Raw genomic sequence first — 25,859 nt, forward strand, 5'->3', positions numbered from 1 at the left:
CAATTATATTCTTTTGTTTTCATCCAGTTGTGCAGACCATAAAGGGCTTTAGTATAATTATCAATACAGGGTTAACCAGAAGTGGAGCATGGATGGATATCAATCATATTAAAGATAGAAATATCAGAAGTTGCGAATGCCGCTGTGGAGCAGTCAACCTAGTATGCCGAGGTGAACCTCAACGTACATCTGTCTGCCATTGCTATGAGTGTCAGAAACGCACCGGAAGTGTGTTCGGCATTCAGGCTCGGTTCCCAATAGAACAAGTTACACTCAGCGGTGAAGTGACCTCTTTTTCACGCATCAGCGATACGGGTAATGAAGTCACCTATCAGTTTTGTCCCAAGTGTGGCACCACCATGCTTTTGCAGTCGGTTGCCGCCGCTGATTTTTATATCGTCCCGCTCGGATTATTTAAAGAGCAAGACTTCCCACTGCCGAGCTTTTCGGTTTATGAAGAACGCAAACACGGTTGGGTTAAGTTCGACCACCAAATGAGCCATTACAACTAGTTCGTCATTGAGCGTTATCTTTATCTCGTTATTGACCGTTATCTTTATATAGCAACAGTATTAAAACAAACTGCAATACTGTTGCCTAAGATCAAATATCACCGCTTCACAGCGCTAGCGTATCTTTTGTCTAGCGTTATAATCTTGCTCCTCTATTTAACCCAGGGTGAACCACATGATTTCTAAGTTACCTCGCTGGGTTGAATACGGCGCCCTTTTGTTAGCTGGTCTTGCTGGCAGTGTTAATGCTATCGGCTTACTTGGCTTCCAACATCAAGCTATCTCCCATATCTCCGGCACCATGTCTTTGCTAGGCAGTAGCCTGCTTACACCGACCTCGGCTTCTGTTCACCTCCTATTGGTGATCATGAGCTTCATGTTAGGTGCGGCGTTCAGCGGGTTCTTTATTGAAAACCAAGCATTGAAGTTAGGACGCCGTTACGGTGTTGCACTATGTATTGAGGGTGGATTGCTGTTTTTGGCGCTGTGGACACTGTTGCAAGGCTATACTTCAGGTCAGTATTTCGCTTCAGCCGCGTGTGGTTTGCAGAACGCGATGATCACCACTTACAGCGGGGCAATCATTCGAACAACACACATGAGCGGGATCATTACCGATCTTGGGATCATGATTGGCGCTCGCTTAAAGGGGATGCCTTTTGACTGCCGTAAAGCCAAACTGCTAATTTTCATTGTGGTTGGCTTCCTGTTTGGCGGCTTAATTGGCGCTTGTCTGTTCCAACGCTTCGAAATCTTGGCATTGGCTTTCCCTGCCTCTTTTGCTTTCATTATTGCGTTTAGCTACTGGTTATACTTGACCTATCGAACTGAAACCCCAGTCAATTTATAAATATCTGGCAATATAACCTCAAACTACGTAACATCCGCAACACTTTATTCTAAACTCTTAATACGTTGCAGAATAACCAGTATGAATATTTAGCGATATTTGATGAATAGTATTGCAAGCGATATTAATACTGGGTAATCTTGCACCCAATGAGAAAATACGGACGTTTAGTGAATAAAAATGCCAAGGATGTGGCTTTTTTACGTGTAGAAATTCGAGAACAATAACATGTCTAACAACAAGAATACTGCTCAAACAGAGAAATCTAAAGGCAGTTTCTGGGTTTTCTTAATCCCATCATTGATTGGTTTATTCCTTTTCATGGCGCCAATCAGCTATCAAGGTGATCTAACCATCCCTGTAGCTATCTTAGCCAAATCAATTCAAGCGGTTTTCGGTGAATATCTAGTCCCTATCATCACTGCGATCGTTGCTTTCATGTCTGTAGCTTCAGTTTTAAGCACCATTTTTAAGCCTACATTCATTACATCAAATTCATTTTTAAACGGCCTTTTCAACCCATCTCCACTGTGGTTGCTGGTTCGTTTAATTGGTGGTGCTGCAGCCGTTATGGCTTTCTTCCAAGTTGGCCCTGAAGTTATTTGGGAAGAAAATACTGGTGGTCTGGTTCTAGAAGGCCTGCTTCCGACACTGTTCTCAGTATTCATCTTTGCTGGTTTGCTACTTCCGCTTCTACTTAACTTTGGTCTACTAGAGCTGTTTGGCACGCTACTAAGTAAAATCATGCGTCCAATCTTCAACCTACCAGGCCGCAGTGCTATTGACTGTATGGCTTCTTGGTTGGGTGACGGCAGTGTTGGTATCCTGCTTACAAGCAAACAGTACGAGAAGAAATTCTACACTCAGCGTGAAGCTGCGGTTGTTGGTACGACTTTCTCAGCAGTATCTATCACATTCAGTCTTGTGGTTATTGCTCAGGTAGAACTAGAGCACCTGTTCCTACCTTTCTACGCAGCAATCTGTTTAGCGGGTATTGTGGCAGCGGTGATCATCCCTCGCCTTCCACCACTAAACATGAAGAAAGATACTTTCATTGATGGCAGCAAGCCGCACAAAGACGCTGACGCGATCCCAGCAGGTCACTCAACGTTCTCTTGGGGTCTTGAGCTAGCGGTAAATAAAGCATCTCAAGTAAAGTCGGTTAAATCTGTATTTGGCGAAGGCGTTCGTAACGCCGTAGATATGGTATTTGGCGTACTGCCTGTTGTTATGGGTTTAGGTACAATGGCACTGGTTATTGCGGAATACACGTCTGTGTTCTCAATCCTAGGTCAGCCTTTCATTCCATTCCTAGAGCTACTTGGTGTTCCTGAAGCGGTTGCAGCATCTGAAACGATTGTTGTTGGTTTTGCGGACATGTTTATCCCAGCAATCCTTGCGGCTTCTATCGACAACGAGATGACTCGCTTTGTTATTGCAGCAATGTCGGTAACTCAGCTGATCTACATGTCTGAGGTGGGCGCTCTACTTCTAGGCAGTAAGATTCCAGTGAACATCTTAGAACTGTTTATTATCTTTATTCTACGTACGTTAATTACGCTTCCAGTTATCGCTGGTGTAGCGCATCTAATATTCTAAATTAGATACTACTTATGTAACTCAATAAAGATTCAGTTTATAAAGCCTCACTTTTGTGGGGCTTTTTATTTGCGAAAATATATACACAGTATTATTTGGAGTTCAATTAATTTATAAGCTCTGCATGTCATTTGATTTCATATCGTTTGTTCACCCCGCTTCTTTTTAATAGAAAACTGAACGCATAACTATCAAATTAATACATTCTTAATTCCTCCTTAAACTCCGTCTAGCCCCATTCCCCAACTCATTGAACCAAATACTAAAAGCAACAAATATGCGCTTTAGTGAATTTTGCATTGTTTAGGTTGTTGTATTTTTGTAGTCTATTTTGTGAAATTACATTCAAGTAAAATCCAATCTAGTCGATATATATAATTACAAAAACACGATTAACTTTAGTCTTCGCAAAGCCTGTGAGAAGGGGAAAACTCAATGAAATTTAGCCATAAGGTGGTTGCTGCATCATCAGCCTTGCTGCTAGTGACAGTATCATTGCTTTCAATACAACAACTTTACACTGTAAGAAGTGCAGTAGAAAACCACGTCAATGCGAGCCTGAAAGAGATGGTCTCGGGCGTGAAAAATACCGTCGTATCGGAGATGAACGCCAAGAAAGCGTTGGCTCAATCGACGACTGAAGTCATCGAGATCAACCCTGAAGATCGCGCTTACGTTAAAGAAATCTTAGAAAAGCCAAAGCTTAAAAACAGCTTCCTAGCGGTTGGTTTTGGTTATGAAGCAAACGGTTTCGTTATTGAAAATGATGATGGTTGGGATGCCGGTCCAGACTACGACCCACGAATTCGTCCTTGGTACATTGATGCTAAATCCAAAAACAGTTTAGTTGTTACCGCTCCTTATGTGGATGCATCAAGTAAGAAAGTCATCATATCAGTAGGTACTCCAGTTAAAGACAACGGCCGCTTTACTGCGGGTATGTTCTACGACCTAGAATTGACGAACCTTGCTACCTTGGTCAACCAAGTGAACTTGTTTGATGCGGGTTACCTGTTCCTAGTAACAGCCGACGGCACCACGATTGCTCACCCAAATGCGAAAAACAACGGTGAAACGCTATCAAGCTACATGCCACAAGCGACTATTCGTGAAGGCTCTCAAGAAATTGAAGTCGACGGCAAAATGTTCCTAGTTAATTTCACCCACATCCCTAGTGAAGATTGGTATATAGGTGCAATCCTCGATGAAGAGATCGCGTTCCAAACCGTTGAAGAATTGAAGAACAGCTCAATGATCTACTCGTTGATTGCAGTTATTCTCAGCATCATTGCACTGACTGTTCTGATTCGTGTGTTAATGCGTCCACTGGATGCGCTTAACCAAGCCATTCAAGATGTGGCGAGCGGTCAAGGTGATTTAACTAAGCGCCTAGATACCAACACAGACCAAGAGTTCTCTGACCTAGCGAAAGGTTTCAACACCTTTACTGAAAACCTGCAAAATCAGATCATTCAATCGAAAGCGATTGGTGTTGAAATTAAGCGTGGTACTGAAATCACGGTTAAAGGTGCAGGCGAATCAGCGAAAGCGATGAATACCCAACTGGAAGAGCTTGAACAGTTAGCGACTGCAATGAACGAGATGGCGGTTACTGCAACTGAAGTTGCAAACAATGCTCAAGGCGCAGCAGCGGCAGCCCGTGAAGCAGACGAAGCAACGCTAGACGGCACATCTGTCGTAAGTGACACCACTCAAGCGATTGATAACCTTTCAGCACGTATCGACCAAGCGGTTGCCGAAGTACAAGTACTTGAATCAGCAACAGCCAACATCGAAACAATTCTAAAAGTAATCAACGATATTGCAGACCAAACCAACCTACTGGCATTGAATGCGGCTATTGAAGCGGCGCGTGCTGGTGAATCAGGCCGTGGTTTCGCAGTCGTTGCCGATGAAGTTCGTACTCTGGCACAACGTACTCAAGAATCAACTACGGAAATCCGCAACATGATCGAGCAGCTCCAAGCGGGTGCAAGCTCAGTATCGAACGCGATGAACCAAAGTAAAGACACAGCCACTGACGCCGTTGAACGCGCTCAGCAAGCGAACTCTTCACTTGACCGTATCCGTGACGCGATTCAACGCATCTCAGATATGAACATCCAGATTGCTTCAGCGGCAGAAGAGCAGAGCTTAGTAGCGGAAGAGATCAATAACAACACTGTTAAGATCAAAGACCTTTCAACACAAGTATCAACAGCGGCCCAAGAAGCGAATACCGCAATGCAGCAGCAAACTGACAATGTTCGCCAACAAGACGAGCTATTGAATAAGTTTACGGTTTAACCAAGGTTTGGCTCAGTTGCCGTTTGGCTGAGTCGCCATTTGGTTTAGTTACCGAGCAATAGCTTAAAATAAAAAGCCCCGATTACTGATTGCCAGTAAGCGGGGCTTCTCTTTCTAGTCTATCCAAGTTAACTCGTGACAGGCTTCAATTCATTCGTCGTTAACATCATGCATTGGTTCGATTCCACCTTGATGGTTAAATCCTTACCAACACATTCAAACACATCATCCGACAGTAAATCGGTTACCGCACCAGTCCAATTTAATGAGGCTGTTTTGCTTCGCTTCGACTTGTTGATCACCACAATGCCTTTATCGCCACGGACAAACACCAACAAATCATCATTCGCTTCAACCACACGCATCGCTTCGCCATGAACATGGTTATGGAATTGAATCATGCTTTTCATGTAAGGCGCTTGCCAGTCGTTAAGCCAACGAGGCTGACCGCTCTTGTCCAGAATACCGCTGGTGCTCAGTTCACTGTAAACAAGCGGCACACCGCCGTCTCGACCAAGAATGAAAGCATGAGCCAATCGCTCATCCACTTCATCCATCACATGCTCCAAAAACACCTCGTTATTGGGAATATCATGAGTGACCGCAAACGTGATCGCTCGCATATTCGACAGAGCCTGACCAAAACAGTATGGGTTAATCAAAGACTTAAAGCTGCCCTGCTCTTCAAATGCTTTGAAGATGGTGTTGAACAACGGGAAATCGTAAGCGCCTAAGCGAGTGTGTTTAAGATAAGGCTCAAGGAACAGCTCATACTCTTCTTCTGTCGCGCCGCCATCGGTAATGATCTCACCGAAGATGTGCATTTCTTCGCAGATGTCATCCGTCCACACCTTGCGTAGGTGTGCCAGTGTCATATGCTTTGCCGCATCAATGCGAAATCCTTTCACACCAATCTCTTTCAGTGCTTTTAGGTAGGCTCTTTGTTGTGCCACCACATTATCGTTATCGAGTAGCGTTGGCAGGCCAGGATCGCTGGCGCCACCGGTAATACGCCCGTTTTGCACTTCCCACGTGTCTTTCCAGTTCTTGATACCAAACGCTTCCACGAAGTCGTTCTCATCAAAAAGAGGCTCAGAAAGGTCACCAAACAAACGTATGGATTCATAATAGTCAGCATCTTTTTGATAAGACGCCATGTCTTGCTGATTGGGATACGTTAGATCACCGCGGATACCCGATTCGTTGGCCATGTGGTTAAACACCACATCCACATAAGTACGAAGCCCATGTCGCTTTAACGTGTCGACCATCGCTTTAAAATCTTGTGTGTCACCCAACTGATTATCGATCACACGATAGTCTTGGGGCTGATAGCGTTGCCACCATTGAGTACCAGAATTTCGATCGCAACCTTTAGGGCCGCGCAGCGATTTCATCGCCGGTGATACTAAAACAGATTTATAACCCAACTCTTGGATCAGTGGGGCGTTCTTCATTACGTCAGCGTAGCACCAGTCAAAGGCATGCAATATGACATCTGTCGCTGGTTTGCTTAACATAGCTGAACTCTCCATGTTGTTCTCCTACCAAACTCGTTTACAGCTTTTTAGAAAAGGCAAAGGCTAAAAGGCAAAGCTGCAATAAATTTCCTCAAGAATGGCATTTATTATATGAGTTACTCATTAAAAACCCTCCTCCTCCTACCAATTACTCACGGTGGATGGTTGAGGGCGTAGCACCAATTATCGCATAACGTCTGGGATGAACACTCAACCGTAGTGCTTTAAAACGCGCACAAAAGTCACAAAAAAGGAGCGTATATACGCTCCTTTTATTCAATCTAACACATATTTATAACTAAGTTCTGTAAAGAACCTTCACGACGTGCCAGCCAAATTTTGTTTTCACAAGGTGTGGTACAAGCGTCTCGCCAGAGAAACAAACCTTATCAAACTGAGGCACCATTTGACCTTTTTTGAACTCACCTAGGTCGCCGCCCTTTTTACCAGATGGACAGGTTGAATGTTTCTTCGCTAGCGTTTGAAATTTAGCGCCCTTTTTAAGCTGCGTCATGATGTCTTCTGCTAGTTCTTTATGCTTCACCAGAATATGAAGCGCTGCTGCTGTTCTTGCCATGATAATTCTCAGTTTGTTGCTGTCTGCTTGTCGACTAACCATCGACAGCGAGTATTTAGCGTGATTTTAACCCAAGAACCGCTATTCTTCACTCTATAACCGAAAACAACTGCCTTAAAGGCCATTAAAAACCGCATCGCGACTTGCTGCGGCTTCCATTTCCCTTTAAATTAATCCTTATAAATTAAGCGCGTATTAAGTAGGAGCCACTTATGGCCAAACCGATCAGTAAAGCGAGTCAGTCACAGGGAATGTTGATGTTCAAGTTATCCCTCACTCAAAGTTTTGCGATTGGCACGCTTAAGGTCAGAGAAATCGTCCCTTTTCAGCCGATGACTCAGATCCCCTACTCCCATCATCACGTGATTGGTACAGTGACTATCCGCGACCTTACGGTTCCAGTTATTGATATGTCCGCTGCGATTGGCTTCCGCCCGATAACACCCGCTGAATACCAAGATTGTGTACTCATCGTTACTGACTGTTTGAGAACAGTTGTGGCGTTCTTGGTTCGTTCGATTGATAAAATCATTGAATGCGACTGGAAGAGTATTGAGTCTCCACCCACGAGTGTGGGTCGCAATGTGTTTGTTACCGGTATTACACGTTTCGAAGACCGTATTGTGCAAATGCTCGATGTCGAACTACTGCTCTCTAAGATCTACCCAGATTATGAGAATGCGCATATTCCAATGCTGACCGATGTAGAAAGGGAGCGACTCAAAGCGCTAAACATCTTATTGGTGGATGACTCTTTAATTGCGCGTAAGCAGTTATCTGATGCCCTAGACAGCATCAACATTCCTTATAGCATCTGTAATAACGGTTTGGATGCGATTGATCTCATGCGACGCCAAGCTAGCATAGGCAAAGCGGTTGACCTTCTTGTCAGTGACATTGAGATGCCGGGACTGGATGGCTACGAACTTGCGTTTGAAGTTCAGAATGACAGTGCATTGAGTCATGCTTACTGTATTTTGCATACCTCACTTTCAAGTGAGATCTGTGTGGATCGTGCTAATCAGGTAGGTGCCCACGAAGCGCTTGAGAAGTTCAATGCGGGTGAGTTAATCGAAGCCATGCTACGCGGCGCAAAAGTCTTAAACGACGCCTCTACGGCTGCTTAGGGCTATTCACGAAGCTAAACCAAGATCAGTTCAATGGTTTAGCTTCTTCAATTCTTAGCTTTTCATCTCTTAACCAAAATAGAGCTAACCGTTAGTCTTTATTTTCTGGCATAGACTTTTTCGGCATAGAGTAGCTCTTACTCACAAATTCCACTTCCTCGACTTCATTGACATGATTGGTAAAAGAGGCCAATGCATAGAGAGTGTTCGCCACTAGGTTTGCGTATTTAAAAAGAATCGGGTCTGGCGATTTTTTACTTTCATGATGCTCAATACTCACCAAAGCTCGCACAACTTTCTTAGCCTGACAACGACACAAGTGAAGTTCACTAGACACTCGGTGTCCACCGGGTAAGACAAAACCTTTAAAACCACCTTCTAGCTGATCGCGGATACGATGATAGTCTTGCTTGAGCTCGACCAATTCAGACTCGGTGATGGCAAGCTTACCGCGCACAGAGCCATTCAAGTGATAGATGTTTGGCTGCAAGCGTTGCAGGATCTCACGAACCTGAGGCTCTAGCTCTAAAGACAACACCAATCCAACTCGGCAACAAAGTTCATCCGACAAAATCTCAAAATCACAGATAGGACTGTCTTCATAAATAAACGGGTAACAGAACTCGTCCCAATCTCGACTTACTGGTTTCACGTACCGATCCTTACATATAAATAGTCATCAAACGCCAATATACCAAACTCTTTGATTTAGACATAAAAAAGCCCTCACATTGGAGGGCTCCTAAAGAAATCGATTAAACGAGATTACTCGTTAGATACTTTTTTGTGACCTTCTTGTAGGTGAACGAAATCCACCAGATCGTCGCCTGACACTTGGTATGCCTGACCAAAGCCTTTAACGAACAGGCCGTTCTCAGCTTTAAGGTTAAACAGAGAGAAGTCTTGAAGTTGGCTCAAACCATCAATGATTTCACCAAAACGCTCTTGCATCTGGCCAATCACTTGAGTCCAAAGTTCCGTTTCACGCTCCACAACACTTGCTTGAGCATCAAACGTTAAACGTTTACGTGCGTAAAGTTGCTTCGAGCTCTCTTCGTCTTCAATCATCATCAAAGAGACCTGAGGGTTCGCTTTCAAGTTGCGAGCATGACGAGCAATATCAGAAATTAGAACAAAGTAACCTTCTTGGTTCTGAACGAAAGGTGCGTAACTTACGTTCGGGCGACCTTCTTCATCAACCGTTGCAAGTTGAAGGGTACGGCGCTCTTGGCGAAACTCTTTGATTTCTGGACCTAGGCGACCTTGTAGACGTTCTTGTTTTACTTGCTGTTCCATGGGTAATTCCTTTCTTCACTTTCTCTGATTTATTATTTTTGCCCGAGGTTGAGCGATCATTAGCGAACTAAACGATCCTCGAGCATTGATGTCTTGTTTAAGCCAGTTGGCAACCCTATGTCAGATTACTGCTGATTATTTACTATTGACTGTACTTAAGCTTGTTCTTTTAACGCTTTGAAGCGTTCTACTTGGTCGGCAATAAGCTCACGCTTTTCGTTGCGGCCTAGGTAAATCTTAAAAATGTTCTCACCGGTTTCACTGAAGAAGCCGAAGTAATGACTTTCACGACCCATGAACGCCTTGCTCACCAAACCGATATGTTTAACGTTATCAAGTTTAAGGTGACCATGAAGCTCGCCCTCTTTGCCCATTAGGTTGTAGTAACCACGCGCTACCTTACCTTTCGGGAATGGCGCTTTTACTTCAAAGATAGAACCAAATGAATGCACGATAGTGGTCACAGGCCCCCAACCCACTAAACCTTCTAGAATCTCTTGAGCACGGCTGCCATCTAGCATTACCGCCATGTCGTTTGGAAAAGCAGCAACCACTTCAACCTCTGAAACACCTAGCTTCTCAGCAATTGCTGTTGGCAGTAGTTTTGGCTCTTCTTCTAAAATTAGAGCTACGCGTTGTTCTAGAGTTTCTGTCATTTCTAATGTTGTATCTGTCATTGAATATGTTCCGTATAAACGAGTAAGTTATAAACTAAAAATTCGATATTAAGCGTGCTTCAAACTTGCATGCGGGTGTACGCCCGAACCTGACGCTTTAGGCGCTGGGTGCATAGCTTGGTATTCAGCGTTAAGCACTTGAATCACACTCTGCGCTAGGCTTACCGCCCAAAAGCTGCCAGCAATAGTCAGGCTCAGATAATCTTCCGAAAGCTCAACTAAACCGTTCTTTTCCCAATGCGCGAACAAAGGCTTGAGGTAGTCGAACGTATCTTGCCCCATAAATCTCGGTAGCGTATTTCTTCTAACAACACCAGAATCGAAACCTGCCTTTAATGTTGAGAAGATAGGCTCTAATGAGCTTTGTTTCGTCATCATGGCGATAGGTAATTGACCTTGCTTTATAGACTCCATGTAGCTGTCTAAAGTTCGATGCTGCATCACACCATGACCGCCGATGTTGCCACCAGCGCCACAACCAATGGGTAGGACTTCGGCATAAGTTTTCGCTAAGCTGTTGTAAATGCTGCGTTCGCGGTTATCACGAGTCCAGTGGTTTACGCTGAGTTGCTTGACCTTATTTTTTGCCATGAACTCCACACCCGCTAAATACATGCTCGCCTTATCTGGCGTATTCGCAGGCGGTGGGATTTTTCCTTTCTCAACAAGATTAAGCATAGGTGCATTGCCCGCAACAATCAGTTGGTAGAGGTCAATGCCGTGTGCGCCAGTAGACATGTAGTCTTCTAAATCTTGTTGGAACACTTCCATAGATTGGTGTGGTAATCCGTATAACAGATCAAGAACGATTGGCGCTTGCTCGGTGCGGCTTAGTGAACTGATACGTTCTAGCACAACCTCTCGGTCATCTAGGCGCTTAGCACTACGTCGAACCTGAGTATTGAAACTTTGAATACCGAACGAGAAACGATTGAAGCCACCTTCAAGCGCACGATCAAACATCTCGTCGCCAAATCGATTGATGCGCCCTTCCAATGTCATCTCAACATCGTTTGCTAGTGGGAAATATTGACGAATCGCTTTACCCAGCTGTTCAACTTGTTGAGGTGACAAATCGGTGGGAGTTCCGCCACCGATATAGACGGCGTGAAATAGTCCAGACTGAGCCCAAGGCGTTTTGGCTTTCTGCTTTAGCTCGACCATCAGTGCATCGAAATACTCATCCACTAATTTACGGCTTGCGGCATTTTGGAAGAAATTGCAGAACGTACAACGCACACGACAGAAAGGAATGTGGATATACAAGCAACGCTTATCCTGTTTTTTCCCTTCACTCAGCATCAGTTCGTCAAAGAGTTCTAACTTCTTACTGGGGTCGACCGGAATTGAACTTCCTCCGGCGTGTGCAGAATGCTTTTTCGCAAACGCAAAACGAAGCGGATCAGGGCTAGAAACGCCCAAGATTGATTCGTCAAATTTATAAATATTAAGACTCATATAATCTCTCTAAACACTTACATAGCAAAGTCTGGAAGACTATTCGCTAAAAACTGAGAGAATCATAAATACACGTAAATGATAATGCAATTGATAATTGATCTTATTTAGATTCTAAGCAATAATCCGATACAGAATTTTGATTTGGTAAAGGATTGATTGTGAACGTTCCTAGATATGTTATTGCAGGCGGTGCATCGTTAGTGATTCATGCCGCGTTGTTGTTTGTCGCTCAAGAATCCAAAGTATTTGCGATGCCTGCAGGTAGCCAATCGAACACGGTATCGATCAACTTCACTCCGAAGAGCGTTCCTTCACAAGCTCAGCAAAAAACAATCACAGAGCCAGTTAAACCTGAGCCAATAAAAGAAACCGTCTCACAAGCCGAACCAAAAACGGTTGAGCCAAAGCAAACTAAGCCAACCCCAAAGAAAAAAGCGATCACCAATAAACCTCAACCAAAGAAAGTTGAGAAAAAAGTGATTGAAAAGAAGGTTGTCGAGAAAAAGCCTGTTCAAAAGAAACCAGTGACTGAGAAAAAGGTGGTGAAGAAAGAACGCCCAGAGCCAGCCACTCAACCAGAGAAACTGGCCGACAAGAAAGTCGATAAGAATATGGACGAATCTGCCAACCAGTCTCAGGAAGTAAACCAAGGCGTATCAAACCAAGAGCCGGTTTTAGTCACTAAGCCTTCGTTCTCTGCGCGTCCTACCCCACCGAATTACCCTCGCCAAGCAAGACGTCGTGGCGTTGAAGGTGTCGCGACTTATGAGATCTGGCTAGACGCTGAAGGCAAACAAATTAAACAAGCATTAGTAAATTCATCAGGCGCGCTAATGCTCGATAACGCCGCATTAGATGCCATTAAACAATGGAAATTCTCACCTCACACTGTCAATGGTCGAGCGATTGCTCACCGAGTACAAATACCTGTTCGTTTTAGGTTGGATTAATCATGCAACAAATCAGTTACTTACAAGATCAACTTGGCTTAATGACTTGGCCTCTTCTTATCTGCTCAGCATTAACAGCAATGATCATCGCTGAACGTGTCTTCCAAGTCATGCTCAGCATTGGTGTGGGCAAACGTGCCATTCGTCGCGAGTTAAACCAAACCTCACCAACCAACAGCAAAGAGATTGAAGCGCTTGCTCAGTCGATTTCAGGTAAACGCCCGCTCTTGTACAAGGGCGTGTCAATGTTGCTTGCTCACCACTCTTTCTCAAAAGGGTTACGTGAAGATGCCGCCGGGATCTGGCTACAAGAAAAACGCCACCAGCTTCATGCAGGTTTAAGACTGCTTGGTTTGATCGGCGTGATCAGCCCACTCATCGGCTTGCTTGGTACGGTACTTGGTCTTATTGAGATGTTTAAAGGCGTTGCCGCGACAACAGGCAGCATCACGCCTAATGATTTGGCAGACGGTCTTGGATTAGCAATGCGAACCACAGCAGCAGGTTTAATGATTGCGCTTCCAGCTATTTCTGGTGCTCAGCTACTCGGGCTATGGGCCGATCGAGTGCTAGCTCAATTGGAGCATACATTGAACTATGTGAATGTGTGGTTAGAAGGCATGTCGATTCAAACCAATCAGTCAGATGATACTCAAGGTAAGCCTATCAACAAAACCTCTATCGGTGATGTGAGCCAAGCATGATTAAAACGCCCCACTCATCTCACACACAGAGCCTAGCGCCAGACTTAACACCGCTGCTCGACATCATTTTTATCGTGATGGTTTTTCTATTGCTTACGGCATCAGTAAAGCTGGAGTCACTGGAAGTTGAGCTGCCAAGCTCGGATGTCAAAAACGTTTCTGAAGTCCACAAGGATTCGATTAGCGTCAATATTTTAGACCGCGAACCCTACTGGGCAATTAACGGCCAAGAATACATCGACTGGGAAAATTTCAAGATTGCCCTGTTAGAAGAGACTGGTTCAACGGATAAAAAACCGATCATCATTGGCGCAGATAAAGCCGCTAACGTGGAGAACCTAGTGAAGTTGCTTTCATTCCTTCAAGAAAACGGAATACCAGCGACTCAATTGCTCACGGACGATGGCTAGAGCGACACTCAATTTTCACGAGGTTTGGCTTCTGGTTGATAAAACTAAACAAGCAGACTAAGCCTCTCTATCGATTCGAACTCACAATGCGAACGGACTGCTCACTGAGTATCTTCGCGATACAAAAAGAAAATATAAAGAACTTATTATGAACAACTTAAACGTGCTCAATAAATTAAAGACCAAGACACCTCTTCTTTCATTAGCTGCAATCAGCCTGGCACTTAGCGCACCCGCAATGGCCAACGACGCTGAACAACCTCGAATCATCAGTGCTGGCAGTGCCGTTACTGAATTGGTTTTGGCATTAGGTGCCGAAGAGCAGTTAGTCGCGATTGATGTGACCAGCCACTTCCCTCAAGGAGAAAACCTGCCAAAGATTGGTTATCACCGAAACCTGTCTGCGGAAGGCTTACTTGCCCTAGAACCAACCACATTGATTGGCTCGGATGAAATGGGACCAGACAACGCTATCTCTCAATTAAAATCGGCAGGCGTCGATGTAGAGATCGTCAACACCGAAGCAAATGTTGAAGGGCTGTTAAAGCGTATTGACCAAATCGCCAAGATTACCCATACCGAAGCGCACTCGCAGCAAGTTAAAGCTGAAGTAAATCAGAAGATTGCAGCACTGAAAGCGAACCAGGTACCAAGTAACGAAGCGAAGAAAGTACTTTTCCTGTTGCTGCACGAAGGTCGCCCTGCGAACGTTGCTGGCGGTGAAACTTCGCCAAACGCAATCATCGAGTTAGCTGGCGGTATCAACCCTGCAGCTCAAAGCCTAACGTCTTACAAGCCACTGTCGATGGAATCACTGGTAGAAATGCAGCCAGATGTGATTTTAGTCAGTGGTCGTAGCTACCAAAAAATGGGCGGTGCTGATGCCATCCTGAAATCGCTACCTATGTTAGCGGCAACGCCTGCAGGTATGAACAAGCAAATCATTACCGTAAATGGCAGTGCTTTGGTTGGCGGACTTGGTCTCGAGAGCCTTTCAGAAGCTAAGCGATTAAACGCTCTTATCTATCCGCTATAACTTATCTACCCGCTATAACGCGACTACCCTATTTTTACTGTTGCTAGTTCAATGCCCATCACCAGCCTACTTTCGCAATGTTGGTGATGGATATTGAAGTTAGTGACGGACATTGAGGCCCTTTATGTTGTTACGATCCGTCCCACTGAAAACATCGATGTTAGGCCTAGGGGCTACCCTAGCCTTCGTCGCACTGTTCTCAATTACCGTTGGGCCAATGAACATTAGCTTAGCTGACAGTGCAGCGAGCTTACTCCAACCAAACAATGATTTAGCCCCACACATCAATTTAGTGATTCAAGAGATTCGCTTACCTAGAACCATCTTGTGCATGCTGATTGGTGCGATCCTCGCCTTGTGTGGTGCAGTGATGCAGGGTTTGTTTCGAAACCCACTTGCAGAACCTGGCATCATAGGTGTGTCTGCGGGCGCAGCATTAGGTGCTGCACTGGCTATCGTTTTGTTCTCTGAGCTATCGCTTCAATACCCTGCTTTCATGAACTTTGCTGCGGTTCCTGTGTTCGCTTTTCTTGGCGGCGCTTTAACCACGCTGCTGGTGTATAAGCTGGGTACAGGTAAATTCGGCACCTCTGTCACCATCATGTTGTTGGCGGGTGTGGCGATCAGTGCGCTCTCTGGCGCAGGTATTGGCTTCTTGAATTTCATTGCTGATGACCAAATGCTGCGCGATCTTTCATTGTGGTCGATGGGTTCATTGGCGGGCGCTAAGTGGTCAGGAATTTTGCTGGCAGCTGTCACGCTCGTTGGCTTGTTTGTTGTTTTCTACCGCCAAGCGATGTCTCTAAATGCTCTATTACTGGGCGAGTCAGAAGCGCAACACCTTGGTATCCCAGTTCAAAAGCTGAAACGAAAGCTGATTCTACTGACGGCTGCGGGCGTTGGTATCACAGTTAGCCTGTCTGGCATGATTGGTTTTATTGGATTGGTTATCCCACATTTAGGTCGCATGTTGGCAGGCCCTGACCACCGAGTTCTGTTGCCACTATCAGCGGTACTAGGCGCACTGCTGCTAACCGCCGCAGACATGTTCTCACGTGTGGTACTTGCTCCGGCAGAGCTACCTGTAGGTATTGTCACTGCGATTATCGGTGCCCCATTCTTCTTATATCTACTATTTCAACAGAAAGGGAGAATCCTTTAATGTTTCCTTCAGCTTTAAAAGCGACCGATATCGAAGTGAAGTTCGGCAGTAAAGTGATATTAGATGGCGTTTCTATTGAGATTGAAGCGGGAAAGGTAACTACACTGCTTGGGCCAAATGGCGCAGGTAAAAGCACGCTGCTTAAAGCTTTATGCCAAGAGATATCAAGCAACGGCGATATTCAATACTTTGGACACAGTAAAGACAAGTGGCCTTCTCAAAAGTTAGCGAAGCACCTTGCTATGCTTCCTCAACACAGCACATTGACCTTCCCATTCTTGGCACATGAAGTTGTCGAGCTTGGTGGGATTCCTCTGCAAGAATCCAACAAGAAGCTGACCAGCATTGCTAGCCAAAAAATGGATGTTGCTGATGTGACTCACCTGAGTGAAAGGCTTTACCCTTCACTATCAGGCGGTGAAAAGCAGCGAGTGCACTTGGCTCGAGTATTAACTCAGCTTCACCACTCTGGTGACCAATGTATTTTGATGCTTGATGAACCAACCTCTGCACTGGATCTTGCCCACCAGCACAACACCTTAAAGATTGCGAGAGAATTAGCCGATAACCACAATGCCGCGGTTATCGTGGTTTTGCATGATCTCAACTTAGCCGCGCAGTATTCCGATCGATTGGTGGTATTGAAAGATGGCAATTTGGTGTGTGATGGCAAGCCTTGGGATGCACTGAAACCTTCGATGATAGAAGATGTGTATGGTTACAAAAGTATCGTAGAAAAACACCCAACCATGAGCTTCCCTCAGGTTCACCCCGCACAATAAGTCCGATTAAGGAGCGACTCGTTTTGAGTATTCGTTCTTGATAACAATGACGTAATCCTAAGCCTCGATTTGTTCGGGGCTTTTTATTGGCTCACAGCCACTCTCTCGGCTTAAACTCAATTTTATTAACAACCACAACAGCAAGCACCAAAACGACTCACCTTGAGCATTTGAGGCTCTAGAAATGAACTCTACTTGTTAGGGTTACTTAGCTTTTAACACTGAAGAGTAAAACAAGCCGCGAGCGGAAGCATATAAAAAGAAAGGAAATAACATCATTCAGCATCAATCAACAAGACTGCGACATCGATGTGGGATTGAGAGAAAAACGTACAAGAAGTGAAACTACAGGCACAAAAAAAGCCCCCGCAGGAGCTTCTTTTATTGAGTGCTGATTATTGGCTCATACGAATCAATGATTTACCAATCAACCACTCTAGTTCTTTACCGCTAGTATCGCCAAACTGAGTTTCAGTCAGCTTGTATAGACGATCAATACCGTTTGCAGCGAACTCATGTGCGCTCTCAGCAGTAACGATATGATGGAAAAGTAAACGTAAGATTGCTAGGAACTCAGCGTCTTCAAGTGCTGCAACCCAGCTAGCTGAAAATGCGTCAAGGCCATTTTCGAAGTCAATGTGTTCCATGAACATCTTGAAAATACGACCGTCTAGAGCAGCAGTAAAATCCGTTTTCTTTGGAAAGTGATGACTTATACCTGTACGAGAAACACCCGTTTGTTGACTCAACGTCGTGTATGACATCTTGTCGTAACCCAATCTTAGTAGCTGGTCTACAACGGCATCCATGATTTTCTGGATCGTGATTTCTGTATCTTCTTTACTACGCTTTGGCATATTCAGGCTCTTCTCTTTGTAAATCCATCTAACTCAATCAAATGAAGTCAGAATGAAAATCGTTATCAGCATTATGTGAGCAAGGTATTTTTTCGCAAGTATTTCCATTAAATACCAACAAATACTTTGTACGAACAATTTTACAGTGCTGCCTCTTTGGGCACTTTGTCTAATTATTCTTCGAAAGTCACCTTACCTCTCTAAGTGGTTAATCTAAAATAACAACTTAGAATATCAAATACCCAACAATAAATTCATTGTATAAATACCTATCAAGCAATAGATAGTCTTATAAAATTAGTTACGACGCAACTAACTGAATGATATTCTAACAAATTAATGACACTGCTTATCAACAAAACATGAGATAGATCACATACATATTTGGCGACGCGAATGTACACATTCATTTAACCCCTTCAACAAACAACATAGCATACCAGTACAAATTAGTTCAAAGATTTTAATTTTTGTAGATACAGTTCAAATTGCTCGTTAGAATAACCTCAGACTTTGTAAGAGGATTATTATTATGAGCCAAGATATTGGTAACAACGATGTATGTGAAGCTTGCGGCTGTGCAGGCGAAATCGGGTTCATCATTAAAGAAGGCGACGATGTTGCTGAAGTAACGGTTTACGGAAACTCAAAAGCACTTATTGAAGCTGAGTTTGCTAAGTACGTTGAACTTGCTAAACAAGTGTCTAGCAACGTTGAATTTGAAGCATCAGAAATGACTGAAGAAAGCACAGAGTTGCACGCTCGCTTTAAATTTGAAGTTAGCGCTGAGAAGATTATTTTTGAACTTAAGACTCGCTCTCTAGCGCGTTAATATAAGCATTTATATTCTTATTAAAAGACGAGTGAATTACTCGTCTTTTTTTAATTGAACCCAAGCCAGTGACCCATTTTGCTCAAAATCGTTTTCTGCCGCGCACTGAATCACTACGCCCCCCACCTCTAACACTGCCCCAATGCTATAAGCCTTGTCATCATAATAACAAACTCGTTGCTGTTGACCGCCTTGTGTCACCACCACCGCAGCTTTACCGGGCGTTGAAATTACTTTGTTGGCACTCGCAGACATTGAGCCAAACACTGAAGCGGCTATCAGAAAGACCTTAATAATTCGTATATTTACTCTAATCATTGATTTACCTATCATCTTTGCTCCATTCCTCGTTAATCTACCGCCAAATGGGTAAAACACTATGCGAGATTAATTTTTCCATTATAGTGTAAACGTCTATCGTAATAAGAAGCCTGTTATGCTCAGAATAATTGCACTTATTATTGGTTCCTTAACCATAACAAATGTCAGTGCTGAACCGCTCGATCACTATCAAATATTGAACCATCTCGATAATTACGGAAACTTATATCTACGAAATAAACCTTATACATCACTTCCAACTGGCTTGGTGGTAGATGGTAATCTCAATATAGAGAACACTGCGATCACACGCCTACCCAAAGGGCTAGAAGTGAACGGCAGCCTGAAAGGTTCTCACAGCCAACTCGCTCGAGTCCCGAGCGGGGTTAAGATAAAAGGTTACGTCGACTTGATTGGCAGCCAAATCATCAGTTGGCCAAGAGGTGTAAGAGTGGGCGGTTTTATCAACCTCACCGATACTCCACTGGAAAGGCTACCGAATGGCTTTAGGGTGAAAGGCGATCTGAGCGTGATCCGCACTCCTTTAACCGAACTCCCCAATGGGATCGTGATTGATGGCGACTTATATATAGGCGGTTCTGGGATTACAACATTCCCCGAGACCATGACAGTCAAAGGCAACATCTATCTGGGCGGCAACACTGTAACCACATGGCCAACCAATCTGGAGCTCGGTGGCGCAGTCGCTCGCTAATTCAGGCTAATGCTCTATTGCTCGATCGCAGCAGCAAGTAGCGATTCAGAAACAAAAAAGGAGCCCAAGGCTCCTTTTTCAATTCAATCAAGTTGCTAATCAACTAGCAAGCTAACTAACGCTCGTTAACCAATGTTCTTCACTGGATTCGCGTAGCTATCGATCAAGTACTGACGCGCACCCTGTGGCAGGCTCGATAGTTTAGCTTCAAACTCTTGTTTAACGGCCGCTGTAATCGACTCATCTTCTTTTTCTGCTGCCAGCAAGTTTACTGGGAACAGTTTGTAGTTATCGTGGATCTGACGATCGATCTCTTCAGCAAGCGCTTCAGGCGTATCAAAATCTTGGTCGATAACCTGACCGAAGCCAACGTGAACGCGTCCTTTATTACCGATGATGCCTTGAATGATACTTTCGATATCTTCAAACTCACCCTTTTCGTAACTGCCGTTTACGTCTTTTTCGAAAAGCTCTATCGCTTTAGCCGTGTCACATGGGTCGTTCTCGTAAGAAATAGCCACAGGAACAATCTTCAATGACTTCACGTATTCAGGGAAAGCAATTTTTTGCTTACGTCCTTCAACGTGGAACATTTTCAAAATTGCTGGCTCAGTAAAATCGTTACCGTCTTTCGCACGACCTTCCTTTTGAGCGATCCAGATTGAGTTGCCCGTTTCTAGAGAGTGCTTAATGTAAGAAGACAACTGCCCTAGCGCTTTCATCATCTCACGCGGTCCTTTCAAAGAACGCTTTACGATGAAGCTCTTATTTAAACGCATCAATTCAGTCGCACATGGCTTTTTCAACAGGTTGTCTCCGATAGCGATACGACAAGTCTGATGATTATTTTGATGCAGAGCGTAATTTACCAACGCAGGATCCATAGCAATGTCACGATGGTTTGATACAAACAGATAAGCTTGGTTCGCATCCAGTGACTCGATACCAGTGTACGTCACACCGCTAGTGGTTTTCGCTAACGTGTCGCGTAAGTACTTTTTCACTTCAATCTGAATGGATTCAACGCTAGTCAGCTTGCTCCATTTCATTTTTAAGTACACACGCAAAATCGGGCTCATTAATGCTTTGAACCAAGACGCATGGTTTGAAAAACGGTAGTGCAAGATTGCACTGATAAATTCTTCATCATTAATAAGACGGTTTAGTGCCGCTGGAATTTCATCATCGCCGTAAGGGCGAATATCAACATATGGATCGGTTGGAGAGGTCATTTTTTAATTCATATAATAAAAAGCTGGCTCATTCTACGCGTTGTTTTGACTTCTCGCAGCTACAGAGCCCATACTTTTGACAAGGTCAGACCAGAAACATTGAAAATCCCCTGTTATTGTTGGCATTCTTTAAGATTAACGGTAATCTTGACGCCCCAAAATTAAGGTACTATCTATGAACTTCGCTATTGAATATACATCGGCTTACTTTTCACACTTGGTGATCACACCACGCAAGAAAGTACTTAAACATAGCCTTGTATCGGTTCAAAGTGGCTTGGTTTTGATTAAGTTAGGCAAACAAGAGTATGCCGTTGAACCAGGACAAAGCGTCTGGATTCCATACGACTGCCTAACGTCACTGACCTACTTTCCAAACACTCAGGTTAACCGTGTCGATTTTTCTGTTCGTTTGACGGATTCATTCCCAAGACAAGCGGGTTACATCACGCAAACCAACCTCTCTTCGGCACTACTAGAAAAGCTAGAACAAACCAAAGCTCGCGCTTCTAATGCCAATAATACGGAACAAGCGTTTAAAGATATGCTTTCTGTATTGAAGCAAGAAGTGTTGTCGTTTAAACCCCTGCTTTGCGAAAGTGCTCTTTCTCAGCGATTCAATCAATGGAACATTGATGACTCAAACTTACCACAAGAGCACACTCTGGTGATGGTGATGCGAGAAGCGAAGAAACGCATGCAGTCAGGTCAAAAACGTTCACTTGTGATTGATGATCTGTTCTCAGGTAAAGAAGAAGAGTTCGAGCAACTGTGTATGCTTGTTTTTGGTGAAGATTTATAGCTTGGCGGAAAGTGAGTGCTGGTATTAAAACTCGCAAGCCAGATACTAAAAAGCCGCAAAAACTGAGTTTTTGCGGCTTTTTTAATTCTTACTATTTAGACGTAGATAGCAATCTATCTGTGTATCTGCCTGTCTAAAATGGCAACTCAACCTGCATCATTAGGTCGGCGTCACGTGAGTCGTGCCAACGATAATCAAAGCGCATACGCGGCTGCCCTTCTACTTTCTCGCCAAAACCGATGCTGAGTTGAAGACCATGATTCATCAACCACTCTTCAGTCGACATATCATACTGCTCATCTTCAAGGTCTTCTGGAAACCACATACCCAAGCCAACATAGTTTGACTCAATGCTTTGTGTCAGCAATGGCGAGTCTTTGGTTTGAAGAACCCAGTCAGACCAATAGTCCGGTGTGCTTTCCGGTTCATCATCGCTCAGCCCACTGATTTCCATCATACGTTGGCCAAAAGACTCAATGCTCGAAGAAAAGTCCAAACAGTTGTCGTCATCAGAAGTCAGCATGATCGAATCTAAGCTAAAAAAATCACACTCAGCATACGCAGGCATACTACATGCTGCCATGATCAACGTCGCTGATATCGCGCTCTTTAGCATAGTCCTCTGACCTCTTAATTAGTGAACTTACATTATCTGATACAGTCCACTATCTTGCAACATCTTTGTAACTGACTTTGTACTCAGTTTTGCAACATCGCTTCCACTTATCAGTGCATTACGTATGTCTGTGCTGCGAATTTTCACTTTTTCAGGGCAAGCCATTACAGACCACTGCTCGGTAATCTCATCTGATTTATAGAAAGATGAGAACTTAAAGAAGTTATCTGGGCCAATAACAAACGTCAGTTCAGCGTCACGATGTAACTTTTGAAGTTCACTGAGCACTGCATAAGTCGTGACGCTTTCACCTGGGGTAAATAGGCTCTTTTCGATCAAAGAAAGCTCCACTTGATCCAGTGAAAGATCGCTAATAAATGCGTTAACTAACTGACATCTCATATCAAAGTCTAGCATCTCTTTTCCCCAAGCATGGGCAATACTTGGAACGAGTAGAATTTTGTCAAAGTGAGCCAACGAATCAATCACACTTTTGTGCCCTAAGCTCGGTGGATTAAACGCACTACCGAAAATGGCTATTTTTTCCATTGTTTATTACTGCCTTCTCTTTCTAAGCTTGTGCAAAGAGGTTTTTAAATCGGATGATTTAGGTATGATAACACTAGATTTTTAATTTGCTTGCAGGAAAGGAATACGAATGGAACAGTTAATTCGTGACGAAATGCGCGTACTACCTTCAATTGACCCTCACTTCGAAGTGACTCGTCGTGTGGACTTTATTAAAACGAAACTTCAGCAGTCAGGCTGCAAGTCTCTGATCCTTGGTATCAGTGGCGGTGTAGACTCAACGACCTGTGGCCGCTTGGCACAGATGGCCGTGGATAGCCTGAATGAAAACTCTGGCAGCAACGACTACCAATTCATTGCGGTTCGCCTACCTTACGGCGAACAAAAAGATGAAGATGAAGCACAACTTGCTCTCTCTTTCATCCAGCCTTCTCAATCTGTTTCTGTAAACATCAAAGCGGGTGTTGATGGGCTTCACGCAGCATCTCACGTTGCACTTGAAGGTACAGGTTTACTACCAACAGACTCAGCAAAAATCGACTTTGTTAAAGGTAATGTGAAAGCTCGCGCTCGCATGATCGCGCAATACGAAATTGCGGGTTACGTTGGTGGTCTTGTGATTGGTACTGACCACTCAGCAGAAAACATCACTGGCTTCTACACCAAACACGGTGACGGTGCATGTGATTTAGCGCCTTTGTTTGGCCTGAACAAGCGTCAAGTTCGTGAACTTGCAGCAACGCTAGGTGCGCCAGAGCTATTGGTTAAGAAAGTGCCTACTGCCGACCTAGAAGAGCTTGATCCACAGAAAGCCGACGAAGCAGCATTGAACCTTTCTTACGACCAAATCGATGATTTCCTTGAAGGTAAAGAAGTCCCTCAAGACGTGTCAGACCGCTTAGTAGGCATCTACAGAGCAACACAGCACAAGCGTCAACCGATCCCAACGATCTACGATTAATTGTTTGAATTAATCTTAGAATCAAAAAGGCCGGAAGTTCATTTCAGTGAACTTCCGGCCTTTTCTATTCAATGTGCTTTTCTTTCTGGCCTTCCGACCTACCGAGTTAGTCTACAACTTCGATATCAGTTTGAGGCACACTGCAACACGCCAGTATTTGCCCCATGTTGCGTTCATGCTCTTGCAACGCCGGTACATCAGGTTGATGAACTTGCCCAGACTCAAGGGTCACTTTACAAGCACCACAGAAACCCGCGCGACAGCTTGATGCGATAGACACACCTGCCGACTCAGCTTGCTCTAATAGTGTTGATTGGTTGTTGCCTTCGAACAGGTAGCCGTTAACGCTCAACTGCAGTTGCTTCACCGCTTCTTCCGTTGATTGAGCAACACCAAACGCTTCTTGATGATAATGCTGAGGATTCAGCCCCATTTGAATCAGCAATTTCTTGGCATTATCCATAAAGCCGTCAGGGCCACACACGAATGCTTGGCGCTTATGAAGGTCCTCAATTTTGGCGACATGAGACACACTCAAACGACCTGACAAACCATCCCACTCTTTCGTTGGTTGGCTTAGTGAATAAATCACACTTAGACCAGCATGTTCGCGAGCGATCTTATCAATCTCAGCTTGATAAGGGATATCTTCTTCACTGCTGCATTGGTGATAGAACACCACATCATCAATCTGACCATGGTCGGCTAAGTAACGAAGCATCGACAACATAGGGGTGATGCCGCTTCCCGCTGATAACAGCAGTAATGGATGTGTTGGGTTATCTTCTAAGTAGAATGCGCCATCTGGATTCTGAGCAACTAGCGTGTCACCGACTTGGAAGTGATCGTTCAACCAGTTTGAGATTTGACCATCGTCCACTCGCTTCACGGAAATCGCCAAACGACCTGCGCGTGAAGGGCTAGAAGATAACGTGTAACGACGAGACACTTTCTCGCCATTAATCACCATTTCAATCGGTAGATGCTGCCCCGGCTGATAGCTTGGTAATAAATTGTTCTCTTTCGCTGGCTCTAGCCAAAAGGTTGTGAAGTCGCGAGCGATCTCTTCACGCTCGACGCAAGTTAAGTGCAGTGACTCGACCCAAGAGTCTTCGTAGTGTTCTTTCTCTTTGGTTTCAAGTACCTCAACAACGTCACCCGCTTTCACCAGACCTTCATTTTTCGCCACAAGGTTCTGACCAAAGAAAACGCCACCACGTTCATTGGCTCTGAACGTAGAAAAGGTATTGAGTGGCTCTTTTGTTGCTCTGAATTCGCCGCTCTCAACATCGACTGTCGTTAGGATACAGCGCTCACAAGGCTTCACCGCTTCGAATTCAACCTCACCAATTCGAATGCGCTTCCAACCATCTTCAGCAAACGCTTCAGTGTTTGAGACGACAAAATTGGTGCGGAACTGATCCATGGAATGCGTTTCAGGACTACGGCGATTCAACTCATCAAGCGAAGCTTGGCTGATGATTAACATCGGGTAACCATCGGCGAAACTGACATTCTGACCAAGCTTTTCTCGAACACGATTAGATTGCTCACCACAGAACAGAAGTTCTACGCGAACACCAAGCACATCGCTAAACCAATCATCCGCCTCGTCGTTGGTGGTATACGCAGTGAAGCTATCTTTCCACACTGTTGCAGGCGCTTCTTGCATCTTGAAGTTTGCATATTTTAGGCGCAGCGGTTCTTTGCCTTCGTAAGTAAAAATCAAACCGTCTGGCTGCAAGCTAGAAGACACATTGACCATTTTAGGGTACTTACGCGCCGTCACCATTGAGCCGTCAGCCAAGGCCAACATAAAACGTCTGTCGAAGGTAAGGCCCTGTTTTTCGACCCAAGCAGAAGAGAGTGCAATCCCACCTACTGATTTAACCGGAAACACATTAATTTGAGATAAGGAGGGCTGTTGACCTGAAAGCTCTTGCTCCAAAGCCTTTTGATCCAAAGGTGACTGCGACATAACGATTCCAATGTTTTGTTGTTTGTCCCAATGCTAACAAATGGTTA

The 25,859-nt window shown here is 44.4% G+C and carries 27 protein-coding genes; 15 read left to right on the forward strand and 12 right to left on the reverse strand.

Translation table 11 applies throughout. The annotated features are described in order from the left end of the window. Nucleotides 1-29 precede the first annotated feature (29 nt). The 4 genes from AB4482_RS19795 (at nucleotide 30) to AB4482_RS19810 (ending at nucleotide 5,268) form a co-directional block, all read left to right on the forward strand. Nucleotides 30-512 (forward strand): GFA family protein, encoded by a 483-nt coding sequence (locus AB4482_RS19795; RefSeq protein WP_170791798.1) that lies wholly within the window; start codon nucleotides 30-32, stop codon nucleotides 510-512. 175 nt (nucleotides 513-687) lie between these two features. Continuing rightward, nucleotides 688-1,362, forward strand: coding sequence for a YoaK family protein (locus AB4482_RS19800; RefSeq protein ID WP_102427987.1), 675 nt, complete (start codon nucleotides 688-690; stop codon nucleotides 1,360-1,362). Nucleotides 1,363-1,590: 228 nt separating this feature from the next. Further along, on the forward strand, nucleotides 1,591-2,961 hold the full coding sequence (locus tag AB4482_RS19805) for a YjiH family protein (protein WP_372181479.1): 1,371 nt from the start codon (nucleotides 1,591-1,593) through the stop codon (nucleotides 2,959-2,961). Nucleotides 2,962-3,396: 435 nt separating this feature from the next. After that, a complete protein-coding gene (locus tag AB4482_RS19810) occupies nucleotides 3,397-5,268 on the forward strand; it encodes a methyl-accepting chemotaxis protein (RefSeq protein WP_017062748.1) in 1,872 nt (623 codons plus the stop codon). A gap of 128 nt (nucleotides 5,269-5,396) precedes the next feature. On the opposite strand, the gene AB4482_RS19815 is transcribed toward AB4482_RS19810, so the two are convergent. Both AB4482_RS19815 and ppiC read right to left on the reverse strand, forming a co-directional pair. Further along, entirely contained in the window at nucleotides 5,397-6,803 is a 1,407-nt protein-coding gene (locus AB4482_RS19815; RefSeq protein WP_017062749.1) for an alpha-amylase family glycosyl hydrolase, read from the reverse strand. Nucleotides 6,804-7,086: 283 nt separating this feature from the next. After that, nucleotides 7,087-7,407, reverse strand: coding sequence for a peptidylprolyl isomerase PpiC (gene ppiC, locus AB4482_RS19820; RefSeq protein WP_017630085.1), 321 nt, complete (start codon nucleotides 7,405-7,407; stop codon nucleotides 7,087-7,089). A 170-nt stretch (nucleotides 7,408-7,577) separates the two neighbouring features. Here ppiC and AB4482_RS19825 point away from each other — a divergent pair, with 170 nt between their 5' ends. Further along, nucleotides 7,578-8,492, forward strand: coding sequence for a chemotaxis protein (locus AB4482_RS19825; RefSeq protein WP_372181481.1), 915 nt, complete (start codon nucleotides 7,578-7,580; stop codon nucleotides 8,490-8,492). A 91-nt stretch (nucleotides 8,493-8,583) separates the two neighbouring features. Here the strand turns inward: AB4482_RS19825 and AB4482_RS19830 are convergent, their stop codons facing one another. The 4 genes from AB4482_RS19830 to hutW all read right to left on the reverse strand — a co-directional run bounded on the left by AB4482_RS19830 (nucleotide 8,584) and on the right by hutW (nucleotide 11,923). Continuing rightward, the gene (locus AB4482_RS19830) at nucleotides 8,584-9,144 is read right to left on the reverse strand and encodes an ATP:cob(I)alamin adenosyltransferase (RefSeq protein WP_137001455.1); all 561 of its coding nucleotides are present in this window, start codon (nucleotides 9,142-9,144) and stop codon (nucleotides 8,584-8,586) included. 113 nt (nucleotides 9,145-9,257) lie between these two features. Then, nucleotides 9,258-9,788 carry a heme utilization protein HutZ gene (gene hutZ / locus AB4482_RS19835; protein WP_004731858.1) on the reverse strand — a complete coding sequence of 177 codons (531 nt, stop codon included), beginning with the start codon at nucleotides 9,786-9,788 and terminating at the stop codon, nucleotides 9,258-9,260. A gap of 155 nt (nucleotides 9,789-9,943) precedes the next feature. Further along, nucleotides 9,944-10,465 (reverse strand): heme utilization cystosolic carrier protein HutX, encoded by a 522-nt coding sequence (gene hutX, locus AB4482_RS19840; protein WP_016784265.1) that lies wholly within the window; start codon nucleotides 10,463-10,465, stop codon nucleotides 9,944-9,946. 48 nt (nucleotides 10,466-10,513) lie between these two features. Next, entirely contained in the window at nucleotides 10,514-11,923 is a 1,410-nt protein-coding gene (gene hutW / locus AB4482_RS19845; RefSeq protein WP_372181482.1) for a heme anaerobic degradation radical SAM methyltransferase ChuW/HutW, read from the reverse strand. Nucleotides 11,924-12,084: 161 nt separating this feature from the next. On the opposite strand from hutW, the gene AB4482_RS19850 reads away from it, so the two are divergent. The 6 genes from AB4482_RS19850 (at nucleotide 12,085) to AB4482_RS19875 (ending at nucleotide 16,970) form a co-directional block, all read left to right on the forward strand. Further along, nucleotides 12,085-12,876, forward strand: coding sequence for an energy transducer TonB (locus AB4482_RS19850; RefSeq protein WP_102321339.1), 792 nt, complete (start codon nucleotides 12,085-12,087; stop codon nucleotides 12,874-12,876). 2 nt (nucleotides 12,877-12,878) lie between these two features. Continuing rightward, a complete protein-coding gene (locus AB4482_RS19855) occupies nucleotides 12,879-13,580 on the forward strand; it encodes a MotA/TolQ/ExbB proton channel family protein (RefSeq protein ID WP_065583702.1) in 702 nt (233 codons plus the stop codon). Then, entirely contained in the window at nucleotides 13,577-13,990 is a 414-nt protein-coding gene (locus tag AB4482_RS19860) for a biopolymer transporter ExbD (RefSeq protein ID WP_017062756.1), read from the forward strand. Before AB4482_RS19855 ends, AB4482_RS19860 begins: the two co-directional genes overlap by 4 nt. A 148-nt stretch (nucleotides 13,991-14,138) precedes the next feature. Then, nucleotides 14,139-15,026, forward strand: a complete 888-nt coding sequence (locus tag AB4482_RS19865) for a hemin ABC transporter substrate-binding protein (RefSeq protein ID WP_102321336.1) — start codon at nucleotides 14,139-14,141, stop codon at nucleotides 15,024-15,026. A 124-nt stretch (nucleotides 15,027-15,150) separates the two neighbouring features. Beyond that, a complete protein-coding gene (locus tag AB4482_RS19870) occupies nucleotides 15,151-16,188 on the forward strand; it encodes an iron ABC transporter permease (RefSeq protein WP_102393914.1) in 1,038 nt (345 codons plus the stop codon). Then, complete coding sequence (locus tag AB4482_RS19875) at nucleotides 16,188-16,970, forward strand: heme ABC transporter ATP-binding protein (protein WP_017062759.1); 783 nt, start codon at nucleotides 16,188-16,190, stop codon at nucleotides 16,968-16,970. Before AB4482_RS19870 ends, AB4482_RS19875 begins: the two co-directional genes overlap by 1 nt. A 395-nt stretch (nucleotides 16,971-17,365) precedes the next feature. Here AB4482_RS19875 and AB4482_RS19880 read toward each other — a convergent pair whose 3' ends face one another. Continuing rightward, nucleotides 17,366-17,827 carry a TetR/AcrR family transcriptional regulator gene (locus tag AB4482_RS19880; protein WP_004731875.1) on the reverse strand — a complete coding sequence of 154 codons (462 nt, stop codon included), beginning with the start codon at nucleotides 17,825-17,827 and terminating at the stop codon, nucleotides 17,366-17,368. Between the two features lie 532 nt (nucleotides 17,828-18,359). Here AB4482_RS19880 and AB4482_RS19885 point away from each other — a divergent pair. Then, entirely contained in the window at nucleotides 18,360-18,659 is a 300-nt protein-coding gene (locus tag AB4482_RS19885; protein ID WP_017062761.1) for a YfcZ/YiiS family protein, read from the forward strand. Nucleotides 18,660-18,695: 36 nt separating this feature from the next. On the opposite strand, the gene AB4482_RS19890 is transcribed toward AB4482_RS19885, so the two are convergent. After that, nucleotides 18,696-18,992, reverse strand: a complete 297-nt coding sequence (locus AB4482_RS19890; RefSeq protein WP_048614728.1) for a YnjH family protein — start codon at nucleotides 18,990-18,992, stop codon at nucleotides 18,696-18,698. 103 nt (nucleotides 18,993-19,095) lie between these two features. Here AB4482_RS19890 and AB4482_RS19895 point away from each other — a divergent pair, with 103 nt between their 5' ends. Then, on the forward strand, nucleotides 19,096-19,695 hold the full coding sequence (locus AB4482_RS19895; protein WP_372181484.1) for a hypothetical protein: 600 nt from the start codon (nucleotides 19,096-19,098) through the stop codon (nucleotides 19,693-19,695). 125 nt (nucleotides 19,696-19,820) lie between these two features. Here the strand turns inward: AB4482_RS19895 and AB4482_RS19900 are convergent, their stop codons facing one another. Beyond that, nucleotides 19,821-20,927, reverse strand: a complete 1,107-nt coding sequence (locus AB4482_RS19900) for a 1-acyl-sn-glycerol-3-phosphate acyltransferase (RefSeq protein WP_137001459.1) — start codon at nucleotides 20,925-20,927, stop codon at nucleotides 19,821-19,823. 175 nt (nucleotides 20,928-21,102) lie between these two features. Between AB4482_RS19900 and AB4482_RS19905 the strand changes: the two genes are divergently transcribed. Continuing rightward, complete coding sequence (locus AB4482_RS19905; RefSeq protein WP_017064307.1) at nucleotides 21,103-21,729, forward strand: hypothetical protein; 627 nt, start codon at nucleotides 21,103-21,105, stop codon at nucleotides 21,727-21,729. 133 nt (nucleotides 21,730-21,862) lie between these two features. Here the strand turns inward: AB4482_RS19905 and AB4482_RS19910 are convergent, their stop codons facing one another. Then, entirely contained in the window at nucleotides 21,863-22,345 is a 483-nt protein-coding gene (locus AB4482_RS19910; RefSeq protein ID WP_017067427.1) for a hypothetical protein, read from the reverse strand. 27 nt (nucleotides 22,346-22,372) lie between these two features. Beyond that, the gene (locus AB4482_RS19915; protein WP_017067959.1) at nucleotides 22,373-22,894 is read right to left on the reverse strand and encodes a nicotinate-nicotinamide nucleotide adenylyltransferase; all 522 of its coding nucleotides are present in this window, start codon (nucleotides 22,892-22,894) and stop codon (nucleotides 22,373-22,375) included. Nucleotides 22,895-23,003: 109 nt separating this feature from the next. On the opposite strand from AB4482_RS19915, the gene nadE reads away from it, so the two are divergent. Further along, complete coding sequence (nadE, locus tag AB4482_RS19920) at nucleotides 23,004-23,834, forward strand: ammonia-dependent NAD(+) synthetase (protein WP_372181485.1); 831 nt, start codon at nucleotides 23,004-23,006, stop codon at nucleotides 23,832-23,834. Between the two features lie 106 nt (nucleotides 23,835-23,940). Here the strand turns inward: nadE and AB4482_RS19925 are convergent, their stop codons facing one another. Then, nucleotides 23,941-25,812: a hybrid-cluster NAD(P)-dependent oxidoreductase gene (locus tag AB4482_RS19925; RefSeq protein ID WP_102427983.1), complete on the reverse strand. Its 1,872-nt coding sequence runs from the start codon at nucleotides 25,810-25,812 to the stop codon at nucleotides 23,941-23,943. Between the last annotated feature and the right edge of the window lie 47 nt (nucleotides 25,813-25,859).

Source organism: Vibrio sp. 10N.222.55.C7, assembly GCF_041473335.1.
GTDB lineage: Bacteria > Pseudomonadota > Gammaproteobacteria > Enterobacterales > Vibrionaceae > Vibrio > Vibrio crassostreae_C.

What these genes read in the sequence shown, in the direction of transcription:
- AB4482_RS19865 (WP_102321336.1), top strand. Translation starts at nt 14,139, where the DNA reads ATGAACAACTTAAACGTGCTCAATAAATTAAAGACCAAGACACCTCTT.
- AB4482_RS19875 (WP_017062759.1), top strand. Translation starts at nt 16,188, where the DNA reads ATGTTTCCTTCAGCTTTAAAAGCGACCGATATCGAAGTGAAGTTCGGC.
- hutZ (WP_004731858.1), bottom strand. Translation starts at nt 9,788, where the DNA reads ATGGAACAGCAAGTAAAACAAGAACGTCTACAAGGTCGCCTAGGTCCA.
- AB4482_RS19925 (WP_102427983.1), bottom strand. Translation starts at nt 25,812, where the DNA reads ATGTCGCAGTCACCTTTGGATCAAAAGGCTTTGGAGCAAGAGCTTTCA.
- AB4482_RS19860 (WP_017062756.1), top strand. Translation starts at nt 13,577, where the DNA reads ATGATTAAAACGCCCCACTCATCTCACACACAGAGCCTAGCGCCAGAC.
- nadE (WP_372181485.1), top strand. Translation starts at nt 23,004, where the DNA reads ATGGAACAGTTAATTCGTGACGAAATGCGCGTACTACCTTCAATTGAC.
- AB4482_RS19870 (WP_102393914.1), top strand. Translation starts at nt 15,151, where the DNA reads ATGTTGTTACGATCCGTCCCACTGAAAACATCGATGTTAGGCCTAGGG.
- AB4482_RS19805 (WP_372181479.1), top strand. Translation starts at nt 1,591, where the DNA reads ATGTCTAACAACAAGAATACTGCTCAAACAGAGAAATCTAAAGGCAGT.
- AB4482_RS19910 (WP_017067427.1), bottom strand. Translation starts at nt 22,345, where the DNA reads ATGCTAAAGAGCGCGATATCAGCGACGTTGATCATGGCAGCATGTAGT.
- AB4482_RS19825 (WP_372181481.1), top strand. Translation starts at nt 7,578, where the DNA reads ATGGCCAAACCGATCAGTAAAGCGAGTCAGTCACAGGGAATGTTGATG.
- AB4482_RS19885 (WP_017062761.1), top strand. Translation starts at nt 18,360, where the DNA reads ATGAGCCAAGATATTGGTAACAACGATGTATGTGAAGCTTGCGGCTGT.
- ppiC (WP_017630085.1), bottom strand. Translation starts at nt 7,407, where the DNA reads ATGGTTAGTCGACAAGCAGACAGCAACAAACTGAGAATTATCATGGCA.
- hutW (WP_372181482.1), bottom strand. Translation starts at nt 11,923, where the DNA reads ATGAGTCTTAATATTTATAAATTTGACGAATCAATCTTGGGCGTTTCT.
- AB4482_RS19855 (WP_065583702.1), top strand. Translation starts at nt 12,879, where the DNA reads ATGCAACAAATCAGTTACTTACAAGATCAACTTGGCTTAATGACTTGG.
- AB4482_RS19810 (WP_017062748.1), top strand. Translation starts at nt 3,397, where the DNA reads ATGAAATTTAGCCATAAGGTGGTTGCTGCATCATCAGCCTTGCTGCTA.
- AB4482_RS19915 (WP_017067959.1), bottom strand. Translation starts at nt 22,894, where the DNA reads ATGGAAAAAATAGCCATTTTCGGTAGTGCGTTTAATCCACCGAGCTTA.
- AB4482_RS19900 (WP_137001459.1), bottom strand. Translation starts at nt 20,927, where the DNA reads ATGACCTCTCCAACCGATCCATATGTTGATATTCGCCCTTACGGCGAT.
- AB4482_RS19895 (WP_372181484.1), top strand. Translation starts at nt 19,096, where the DNA reads ATGCTCAGAATAATTGCACTTATTATTGGTTCCTTAACCATAACAAAT.
- AB4482_RS19815 (WP_017062749.1), bottom strand. Translation starts at nt 6,803, where the DNA reads ATGGAGAGTTCAGCTATGTTAAGCAAACCAGCGACAGATGTCATATTG.
- AB4482_RS19800 (WP_102427987.1), top strand. Translation starts at nt 688, where the DNA reads ATGATTTCTAAGTTACCTCGCTGGGTTGAATACGGCGCCCTTTTGTTA.
- AB4482_RS19880 (WP_004731875.1), bottom strand. Translation starts at nt 17,827, where the DNA reads ATGCCAAAGCGTAGTAAAGAAGATACAGAAATCACGATCCAGAAAATC.
- AB4482_RS19905 (WP_017064307.1), top strand. Translation starts at nt 21,103, where the DNA reads ATGAACTTCGCTATTGAATATACATCGGCTTACTTTTCACACTTGGTG.
- hutX (WP_016784265.1), bottom strand. Translation starts at nt 10,465, where the DNA reads ATGACAGATACAACATTAGAAATGACAGAAACTCTAGAACAACGCGTA.
- AB4482_RS19890 (WP_048614728.1), bottom strand. Translation starts at nt 18,992, where the DNA reads ATGATAGGTAAATCAATGATTAGAGTAAATATACGAATTATTAAGGTC.